Genomic DNA, 8,905 nt, shown 5'->3' with positions numbered 1-8,905 from the left:
GGAGGGGGCAATTTCACATCAGAATAAAAGGGTCAACTTCGGCTGATGATTGACAACATCGAGAAGGCGATTCCTATTCACGACGATCTCATCTGGGCTGGCCTCTCCTTCACACGCGGATTAGAGAAAGGCTCGATCGGCTGGACCGGAAAGGTCCGCGGAAGTTTGGTGCGCCTAGACGACCGGGACGGCAAGTTTCTCGCTGAAACCCTCATCGCCCAATCGAGTCAAGGGAAGACGTATCCCCTTGACGAACAGGACACCAAGAAGCTCACGACTCACACCGTTAGCCGTCCCGATAAGGTCGTCACGGTCTCAGTGCCTGACGACTCAGCTGTCGTGGAAGAGGCGCCAGAGGCCCAGGAGGCAGAAACACGCGAGTCCATTCGAGTTCAGGCGCTCATCGCACAGATCGGGGCACGGATGGGTTTGTCGATATGGATACCCCGCGCCGACCGCGGAGCGGTGCTGAGAGAGTGGAAAGACGGCGGACAGACTCTCCTTGAGCGCCTGCCGCTTAACTACGACGACACCACCCTACGGACGATCGAGCAGATCGACGTTCTCTGGCTCCGTGGTCGATCAATTGTGCGCGCCTTTGAAGTCGAACACACGACCTCTGTCTACTCGGGCATCTTGCGAATGGCAGACTTGCTCGCGCTGCAGCCCAATATGGACATTAAGTTGCACATCGTGGCGCCTGGTGCAAAGCGTGAGAAGGTCTTTCAAGAGATTCGACGCCCTGTGTTTTCTCTGCTCGAGAAAGGTCCACTCGCGGAGAGTTGCACCTATCTTTCATACGACAGCCTACGCGAGCTCGAAGCACAAAAGCATCTCGCGCATCTTTCCGATACCGTGCTCGACGAGTACGCCGAGGAAGCCGAGTGAGACCATCGATGTCTACCCCGCGGTTCGACCCGACCTGTTCCGACAGGCTTCGCCCGCCTACACGGACGCGTCAACCGCTCCGTTAGACCGGCGAGTACGAGATGAACACGAACGAGAGATTTCGGGGATGCCTGCTGGGACTCGCGGTGGGTGACGCCGTCGGAACGACGCTTGAGTTCTGTCCTCGGGGAACGTTCGAGCCCCTAACGGACATGGTCGGCGGGGGCCCGTTCGGGCTCGCGCCCGGTCAGTGGACAGACGACACCTCAATGGCGCTCTGTCTGGCCACGAGTCTCATCGAGCAAGGCGAGTTCGACGTCCGGGATCAAATGGAGCGTTACTGTCGATGGGCGGACGCGGGCTATCTGAGCAGCACCGGCTATTGCTTCGACATCGGCAACACCGTCGCATCGGCGCTCCGGAGGTATCGGTGCGAGGGGAACCCGTACGCCGGATCCACCGATCCGAACACAGCTGGCAATGGATGCATTATGAGGCTCGCCCCAGTCGCCATGTTCTTCTTCCCCGATTTTGACACGGTCGAACGGTTTGCGGTCGACAGCTCGCGCACGACCCATGGCGCCGAGGAGTGCATTGACGCGTGCCGACTCTTCGGCAAGGTCATTTTCCGCGCCCTCCTGGGACGCTCGAAGGAGGATGTCCTCTTGGGAGATGCGGGGGCGTTCTTCTCAAGCGAGCGTATCTCGGCCATTGCGCGTGGGTCTTACCGGGCAAAACTGGAGGAGGCGATCCGAGGATCAGGCTATGTGGTCGAGAGTTTGGAGGCGGCGCTGTGGTCTTTCGCGCGTACGGACAGCTTCGAGGCCGCGATCCTCTTGGCAGCAAACCTCGGCGACGACGCAGACACCACGGCGGCAGTGTGCGGTCAGGTCGCGGGGGCGTACTACGGCGAGAGAGGAATTCCTCCGCGTTGGCTGGAACGCCTGGCGCTCCGGGCCGAGATCACGAGGCTAGCGGATGCACTTCACCGAAGGACAGAAGGAACGGTCTAACAACAGCATGCAGCGGACGGCGCTGCGCGTGATGGGGCCGCTCGGGCGGCCCATCACGCGCCTGGAGCCGACACGCGCTCCGGCAAGCCCGCTTGCCCGCGCGCCTGCGGCTCAGCCGCCGCTCCGTTAGACGCCGAGCACTTGAGAGCAACCGGGATCGTTGAATGCAACGTGAATGGGATCGTGAAAAGGCCAGGCGGAATTTTCGGAAGCACAGTGCCTCCCTTGACGAAGCGGTCACCGTGTTTTATGAGCGGTCACCGTGCTGGATGATCCCTTCTCTGCCGCCTTCGATGGCCCGATCACTCGGCCGGCGAGCGGAGGTTCATCACGGTTGGCTACTCGGCACACGGCAGCCCATTCGCCGTTTCACACACTGAGCGCGGCAAGGCTGTGTACCTCCTCAGCGCACGACCTGCGACGCGACACGAGCGGAAGCGACTTGAAACGTCGAGGCGAAGTCTTCAGCGACGATCTTCGCCCCGAATACACCTTTGACTCTTCGAAGGCGGTTCGGGGGAAATATTATCGGCGCCTTCTTAAATGAAGGGGCGAACGTCGCGTTCGCGATCCCGGCGTCGGCAAGGCGTTCCGCGGCTCGACATCGGTGAGCGAGGCTTTGCGGTCCCTCCTTCCAATGACCTGCGACTCTATCGCAGGGGAGGAACCCATTCTCAACGAGATATTTCACGCGATGCAGGCCAAGGCAGGGGGCCCGAAGAAGACCTCCGCCAGGGCCTCGACCAGCTCAAGACGGCGTTCACGCGGCTGGTCGAGGAGCGAGCTCTCCGCGGCCTCCCGCCAGATGTTTGATGGACAGAAAGCCACTGCGGTCCCGCCGGATCATGCAGAGTACCAAGTACTCGTCCACGATGAATTCCCGAAGCGCGTTCCTACCGCGGACGCGAGCCCGCAGCCGCCGCACGAACGCTCGCGCTTCGGCGGATCGAACGGTATGAGCAAGAAGGACGCGGCCGGACTCCGGAAACCGGCACAGGGTAGGCACGATGTCATCGAAGAGACGGTCGAGGAGGCGGGACAACGTGGAGGCCGCTTCTGGACCGAGAACGACCTCGACGGCGGTCAGGTCGGCCGAGAAGTTATCGGTGAAGACCGGCCGCCTACCGGCCATGTCTTGATGGGAGTCAGAGTGTTTCCGGCCCTGAGGTCGTCCAGGCCGCGAACGGCCTCCTGCAGAAGCATGAGATGAATGTGCTCCCGCTCCAAGCGGTGGTCATGGTCGAGCCGCTTCGCGCCGATCAGCGCAGCGCAACTCTCCCCGTTCCGCGTGATGGTTTTCTCGTGGCCTTCGGCGGCCACTTGAGCGCACAGCTCGGTCAGGGTTGCACACGCCTTTGAGAGCGGAACACCGTCCTTGGAGGAATGGCCATAGGAACCTCGGGTGGCCGACACTGTCAATCTTGTACAAATCCGTGTCAATGCCGTAGGATCGTCCCATGAGCCAGCCGTCACCCATCCGCGTCAGGACGAAGACGCCCGCGCCGTACCGGCTGACGGCCATCCAGCCGGACACCTACGACACGAAGACCTTCCGGTTCGGTCTGCCCGCCGACGCGACGCTGGATCTGCTGCCCGGCGACTTTCTCAACGTCCACGCCGTGATCGACGGCAAGGCGGTGAAGCGCCCCTACACCCCCTCCTCGCTGCCGGGCGTCACCGGCTTCTTCGAGCTCACGGTCAAGCGCTACGAGCGGGGCACGGTGTCGAAGTACCTTCACGACCGCCGGGTCGGCGACGAGGTGCTGATGAGCGGCCCCAATCCCGGCGGCCACTGGGTGGACGGCATGGCGAGGCGGGCGGGCTTCGTCGCCGGCGGCACCGGCATCACCCCCATGATCGCCATCATCCGCTGGATCCTCGCGACGCGCCAGGCGGTGGACCTCTTCCTGGTCTTTGCGAACAAGACCGAGGCGGACATCATCTCTCGCGAGGAGTGGGAGCGGCACGCGCGCGAGCATCCGAACTTTCGCTGCTACCACGTGCTGGAGCAGCCGCCGGCAGGGTGGACGCAGGGCGCCGGACGGATCACCGAGGAGATGCTGCGCCGCCACCTGCCGCCGCCCGGCCCCGACACGGTCGTCTTTCTCTGCGGCCCGCCGCCGATGGTGGAGACCCTGGAGACGGCCCTCAAGCGGATCGGCCATTCCGAGCACGCCGTCATCCTCCCGTGAAGCGCAACCGCCGCGCAGACGGCCCCCTGGTCGTCGTCGGCGTGGACCTGGCCGGCTCGCCGCGCCGGCCGACCGGCCTGTGTCTCCTCCGGGGCCTGACGGCCGACACGAGCGTGGCCCACGACGACGAGGACATCCTCGCCCTGGTCCGGCGGGCCAGGCCCGACCTCGTGCCGATCGACGCGCCGCTGACGCTCCCCAGGGGCCGGCGCACGATCCACGACCGCACGGGCGAGCACCTACGCCCCTGCGACCGCGCCCTGTCGAGGCTGGGCATCCGCTTTTTCCCCGTCACGCTCGGGCCGATGCGGATGCTGACGGAGCGCGGGCTCGCGCTGAAGCGGAGGCTTTGGGCCATGGGGTACACGCCGGTGGAGTGCTACCCCGGCGCGGCCCAGGACCTGTGGGGGCTGCCCCGCCAGCACCGGGATCGGCGCGGACTGCTGGCCGGGCTGAGGAAGCTGGGGCTGCGCGGGGTGCGGGCGCGGGCCACGGGCGACGAATTGGACGCCGCAACCGCCGCGCTGGTCGGGCGGTGGTTCCTGCTGGGCCGGGGCTGTCGGCTCGGCGGGAAGGCCGGCATCCTGGTGCCGGCGGCGGGAAACGTGCCGGCGGGGGCCCGGCGCGCGCGGACGCGCTGAGGGTCCGGGGCCGGCCCGCCTACTTCACCTTCGAGAAGTCCGCGTCGAACTCCTCCTGCTTGCCGTCCTGCAGATTGATCACGACCTTCGTCTTCGCGTTCGGGTCGAAGCTGTCGTAGGCGAACCGCGCCGTGAACCGCGACCGATAGGCCGGGCCCTTGCCTTCCATCTCGTTCTTCCGACCCCGGTCGGCCTGCCCGATGTCCACCGGCCGGATCGTCTTGGAGCCCTGCTGCAGGACCACCTGGGCGCCCTCGGCGAAGTACTCGTCGTCGCCGCAGAGCTGGATGTCCATCTCCAGGTAGGGCATCTCGATGACCTTGGCGATGTACTCGTCGGGCATGCGGACGTCCTGCTTCTTCTTCTTCGACTCGGTCGCCTCCTGCCGGCCGAAAGCCTCCAGCCGGAAGCGCTTCGTCCGCAGGACGGCGCTCGTGCCGCAGGGGTCCTTCTCCGGGTCGGCGCCGATCCTGGTCGCCTTGGACGCCTGCTGCAGGACCTTCTTCACCTCGTCGGGCGTGTTGGCCGCCTCCATGGGCTCGCGGCCCGCGGCGAGGGATTTCTTCGCCTCCTCCATGGAGAGATTCACGTCGATGGCCCAGCCCGGCCCCGCGGCCGCGCCCAGCGCGATCGCGCCGGCCAGCGCCGCGCCCAGCTTCGCTCCACCGGCCCCCCGCCGCCCCGCCCGTCGCCCTCCGTCCCGCATACCGTCCTCCTCCTGAATCCCGGCCGATCACGCGATCGGCCGGGCGCCATTGTAAGAAAAACCGCCGGTCCAATGCAAACCGTGTGCGATGGGAATCCGTCATTGCGGCGGAGGCCGGAATCCAGGCCAATGCACATTGCGCGCGGTCACGGCGCGAAGCGCGCCCAGTTGGGATAGGGGCGCTTCGTATAGAGCGCCTCGACGTCCACCGGCAGGAGGACGCCGTGACGGCGCAGCAGCGCGGCGAGGCGACGCAGCGGGAGCCCGACCGCGGCCGGATAGTCGCCCTCGATCCGTTCGATGAGCCCCGCCCCGCGGCCCTGGATCGAGTAGGCGCCGGCCTTGCCGAGGCTCTCGCCCGTGCGCAGGTAGGCGTCAAGCTCCTCCTCCGCGAAGCCCCGCATCCAGACGCGCACGGTCTCGACCTCCACCGCCTCCACCCCGTCGGCGAGCCGCCTGAGCGCCACTGCCGTGTGGATCGCGTGCGGGCGGCCCCGGAGCCGCCGCAGCATGGCGCCCGCCTCCGCCAGGTCGCGCGGTTTGCCCAGCACGAGACCCTCGCAGGCGATCAAGGTGTCGCTGCCGACGACCAGCGCGTCCGGCCGCCGCGCCGCGCAGGACTCGGCCTTGCCCCGGGCGAACCGTCCGGCCAGTTCCTCCGGCGGGCCCGGCGCGCGGAGGTCCTCCTGGAAATGCGGTTCCACGACCTCGAAGGGGACGCCGAGCAGGGCGAGCAGGTCCTTCCGGCGGGGCGAGGTGGAGGCCAGGATCAGGGGCATGGATCAGGCAGGCACGGTCGCGGCGGGGTCCAGGGTCGGAACGGCGGCGTGGACGTGCTCGGCCACGATCCGCTCGACGTCGGCCGTGGAGGAAGCCCGGACCATGGCCGCGCGCATCGCGGCCGCATGGGGGAAGCCCTTGCAGTACCAGCCGAGGTGCTTGCGCATACGGGGAAACCGCTCGACGCCGGCGACGGCCTCGAACCGGCGGCAGTGGTCGAGCATGACGCGGAAGCGCTCCTTTAGGCCGACCGGCGGCGCCTCCGGGCCGTCGAGGTCGCCGTCGCCCGTCTCCCGGGCCAGGGCCCGCGCCCGCTCCTTGTCGCGGAAGAGCCAGGGCTCACCCAGCGCGCCCCGGCCGACGAGCACCCCGTCCACCCCGCTGGTCCGGACCCGGCGCACCGCGTCGCGCAGGGATTGGACGTCGCCGTTGCCGAGCAGCAGCGTGCCGGTGCCGCGCGCAAGCCGGGCGGCCCGCGCGATCGCGGACCAGTCGGCCTCCCCGCGGTACATCTGCGCGAGGGTGCGCCCGTGGACCGAGATCGCGGCCGGCCGCTCCGCGAGCAGGTGCGCGATCCACTCTTCGACCACGACTTCGTCGTAGCCGATCCGCGTCTTGACCGAGAGGGGGATGACGCGGCGGGCCGGCGCGGTCGCCCCGGCCCGGCGCCCGTTCATCCCGCGCAGCAGCGCGGCCCTGCCCGGTTTGAACCCCGCCGCCTCCAGCGTCTGCCCGGCCGCCCAGTCGAGGATGCCCTGGCGGGCGGCGCGCAGGACGGCCCGGGCACGGTCCGGCGTGCGGATGAGCCCGGCCCCGGAGCCGGAGGAGGCCACGCTGCGGGAGGGGCAGCCCATGTTGATGTCGAGCCCGTCGAAGCCCAATTCGCAGACCGCGTGGGCCGCCTGGTAGAAGAGGTCCGGGTCCTTGCCGTAGAGCTGGGCGACGACGGGGCGCTCCGCCTCCGAGTAGATCAGCGAATCGAGGAGAGCCTCCGGCCCCCGGCAGACATCCACGACGCTGGTGAACTCCGTGAACGTCACGTCCGGCCGCCCCTGCGTCGCCACGACGAGCCGGAAGGCCGCGTCGGTGACCCCGTCCATGGGCGCCAGCCCGATCACCGGCCGCGGCAGGTCCCGCCAGAAGCCCATCGCCTCACTCATGGCTCAGATCCGCCGGCTCGCAGGCCGCCCGATAGGCGGCGCGCAGGTCTTCCGCTTCCCGCCCTGCCGTCGCCGCCGCGCCGGGCAGGACCTCTTCGACGAACTCGGCGAACCGGCCGACCTTGAGGAGGAAGAAATCGTAGGGCTCGGTCACCGGGCGCGGCTCTCGACACCAGTAGCCCACGAAGCGGTCGAGCGGGATGCCCGCGTCGTCGAGCCGACGGCAGGTCTCGGGGAACATCTCGCGCAGGTCGCCGCCCCAGACGAGGATCTCGTGCGGGAGGTAGAGCCGCCGGTAGGTGTCGAGCTCCGCGCGGTCGCCGGCCGAGGAGCTCGGCCCGACGCCGGCCGCGCCGGTCATGGTCCGGACGTAGGCCAGGTACTCGGCGGCCAGGGCGCGCTCTTCCGCCGGACGCCCGCCGCCCGCCGCCACCCCCCCGGCCCGGCCTTCGGTCGCCGGAGCCGGCTCCGGCCGCTCCGCCCACCGGCCGAACTCGGTCAGGAGCCGACGGAACTCCGCCACCGTCTGCGGGATGGGCTTCGTGTCCACCTCCAGCGCCACGCCCTTGAGATGGCGGAGCTGCGGCCGGGCGAGCGTCTGCGCGAGCATCTCGAAGAGCGCCTCCGGCACCGGCGCCGCGTGGGCGTCGAGCCAGCGGGGCGGCGTCACCCGATCGCCCTCGTGATCCCGCTCGTGGACCGCCAGGCCGGCCAGGTGGACCTGGATGACCCGGTCGAGCGGGAAGTCGTCGAGAAAGCCGTCGAAGTAGTCGCGAAGCGGGCGGTCCCGCCAGGCGCCCGTATACCGGTAGTGGCTCCAGACATGGCCGAGGTCGAGGACCAGGCCGCAGGGGACCAGCTCGACCAGCCGACGGAAGAAGGACGCCGCATCCAGGTCGCCGAACCCGACGTAGGTCAGCGGCGGAATCTCGATGAGGATGAGCGGGCCGCCCGCCTCCGTTCGCGGCGCGAGGCGGTCGAGCCGCTCCTGCAGCCGGCGCACATGGCCCGCGGTCACCTCCGCGGCCGGCCCGGTGAAGAGCGGCGGCAGGTAGGTGCCGAAAGAGTAGCCCGCCATCTGCTTGGCCGCGCACTCGTGGGTGATCCAGTCGCTGCCGAGGAGGCGCAGGTGCGTCGCGGCGGTCTCGACCTCCGCCCGCCAGGGATACCGGGTGTCCCAATCGGGCTGGGTGAGCCACAGCCCCTCGCCGTGGTACTGCATCGGCGGCGAGGGCAGGCGCCGCCGCACGGCCTCCAGGGCCGGCGCGGGGGCCTTGAAGAGCTCCAGATAGTCGAAGGCCAGCCCCTCCCGCTCCAGCGCCGCGACCAGCTCGGCCAGGTCCGGCTGGTAGACGTCCACGGACAGCCCGAGCCCCTGGCGCGGGATGCGCGCCGCCCTCCGGAGAAACTCGCGGTCCACGTCAAACATGGCGAAGTAGTCTACCCCGCGGGTCCCCGCCTGACAAGCGGCCATTCCTGCGGCCCGCCTCTGGTTGTTTTGACGGCCGATCGGACCGCTGGTATG

General features: G+C 68.5%; 8 protein-coding genes and 1 pseudogene. 5 read left to right on the top strand and 4 right to left on the bottom strand.

Translation table 11 applies throughout. The features are described 5' to 3' along the window. Window positions 1-45 precede the first annotated feature (45 nt). The 5 genes and pseudogenes from AC1U7O_RS02545 to AC1U7O_RS02525 all read left to right on the top strand — a co-directional run bounded on the left by AC1U7O_RS02545 (window position 46) and on the right by AC1U7O_RS02525 (window position 4,734). Window positions 46-888, top strand: a complete 843-nt coding sequence (locus AC1U7O_RS02545; protein WP_479892996.1) for a hypothetical protein — start codon at window positions 46-48, stop codon at window positions 886-888. 101 nt (window positions 889-989) lie between these two features. Next, window positions 990-1,901: an ADP-ribosylglycohydrolase family protein gene (locus AC1U7O_RS02540; protein ID WP_479892995.1), complete on the top strand. Its 912-nt coding sequence runs from the start codon at window positions 990-992 to the stop codon at window positions 1,899-1,901. A 297-nt stretch (window positions 1,902-2,198) separates the two neighbouring features. Beyond that, window positions 2,199-2,399: pseudogene (locus AC1U7O_RS02535) on the top strand (BrnT family toxin); the annotation flags it as partial. A 959-nt stretch (window positions 2,400-3,358) separates the two neighbouring features. Beyond that, window positions 3,359-4,093 (top strand): cytochrome b5 reductase family protein, encoded by a 735-nt coding sequence (locus AC1U7O_RS02530; protein WP_479892994.1) that lies wholly within the window; start codon window positions 3,359-3,361, stop codon window positions 4,091-4,093. After that, window positions 4,090-4,734 carry a DUF429 domain-containing protein gene (locus AC1U7O_RS02525; RefSeq protein ID WP_479892993.1) on the top strand — a complete coding sequence of 215 codons (645 nt, stop codon included), beginning with the start codon at window positions 4,090-4,092 and terminating at the stop codon, window positions 4,732-4,734. Before AC1U7O_RS02530 ends, AC1U7O_RS02525 begins: the two co-directional genes overlap by 4 nt. Before the next feature lie 19 nt (window positions 4,735-4,753). Here the strand turns inward: AC1U7O_RS02525 and AC1U7O_RS02520 are convergent, their stop codons facing one another. The 4 genes from AC1U7O_RS02520 to AC1U7O_RS02505 form a co-directional block, all read right to left on the bottom strand. Then, the gene (locus tag AC1U7O_RS02520; RefSeq protein WP_479892992.1) at window positions 4,754-5,440 is read right to left on the bottom strand and encodes a hypothetical protein; all 687 of its coding nucleotides are present in this window, start codon (window positions 5,438-5,440) and stop codon (window positions 4,754-4,756) included. Window positions 5,441-5,586: 146 nt separating this feature from the next. Then, the gene (locus AC1U7O_RS02515) at window positions 5,587-6,219 is read right to left on the bottom strand and encodes a Maf family protein (protein ID WP_479892991.1); all 633 of its coding nucleotides are present in this window, start codon (window positions 6,217-6,219) and stop codon (window positions 5,587-5,589) included. A gap of 3 nt (window positions 6,220-6,222) precedes the next feature. Next, window positions 6,223-7,380 carry a tRNA dihydrouridine synthase gene (locus AC1U7O_RS02510; RefSeq protein WP_479892990.1) on the bottom strand — a complete coding sequence of 386 codons (1,158 nt, stop codon included), beginning with the start codon at window positions 7,378-7,380 and terminating at the stop codon, window positions 6,223-6,225. Further along, window positions 7,373-8,809, bottom strand: coding sequence for a multinuclear nonheme iron-dependent oxidase (locus tag AC1U7O_RS02505; RefSeq protein ID WP_479892989.1), 1,437 nt, complete (start codon window positions 8,807-8,809; stop codon window positions 7,373-7,375). Before AC1U7O_RS02505 ends, AC1U7O_RS02510 begins: the two co-directional genes overlap by 8 nt. Between the last annotated feature and the right edge of the window lie 96 nt (window positions 8,810-8,905).

Source organism: Candidatus Nitrospira neuquenensis (assembly GCF_979578155.1).
This window is presented reverse-complemented; position numbering and strand designations above follow the sequence as displayed.

Bases quoted from the DNA above. Each gene is read 5' to 3' on its own strand.
- AC1U7O_RS02540 (WP_479892995.1), top strand. From the start codon at position 990: ATGAACACGAACGAGAGATTTCGGGGATGCCTGCTGGGACTCGCGGTG.
- AC1U7O_RS02545 (WP_479892996.1), top strand. From the start codon at position 46: ATGATTGACAACATCGAGAAGGCGATTCCTATTCACGACGATCTCATC.
- AC1U7O_RS02505 (WP_479892989.1), bottom strand. From the start codon at position 8,809: ATGTTTGACGTGGACCGCGAGTTTCTCCGGAGGGCGGCGCGCATCCCG.
- AC1U7O_RS02530 (WP_479892994.1), top strand. From the start codon at position 3,359: ATGAGCCAGCCGTCACCCATCCGCGTCAGGACGAAGACGCCCGCGCCG.
- AC1U7O_RS02520 (WP_479892992.1), bottom strand. From the start codon at position 5,440: ATGCGGGACGGAGGGCGACGGGCGGGGCGGCGGGGGGCCGGTGGAGCG.
- AC1U7O_RS02510 (WP_479892990.1), bottom strand. From the start codon at position 7,380: ATGAGTGAGGCGATGGGCTTCTGGCGGGACCTGCCGCGGCCGGTGATC.
- AC1U7O_RS02515 (WP_479892991.1), bottom strand. From the start codon at position 6,219: ATGCCCCTGATCCTGGCCTCCACCTCGCCCCGCCGGAAGGACCTGCTC.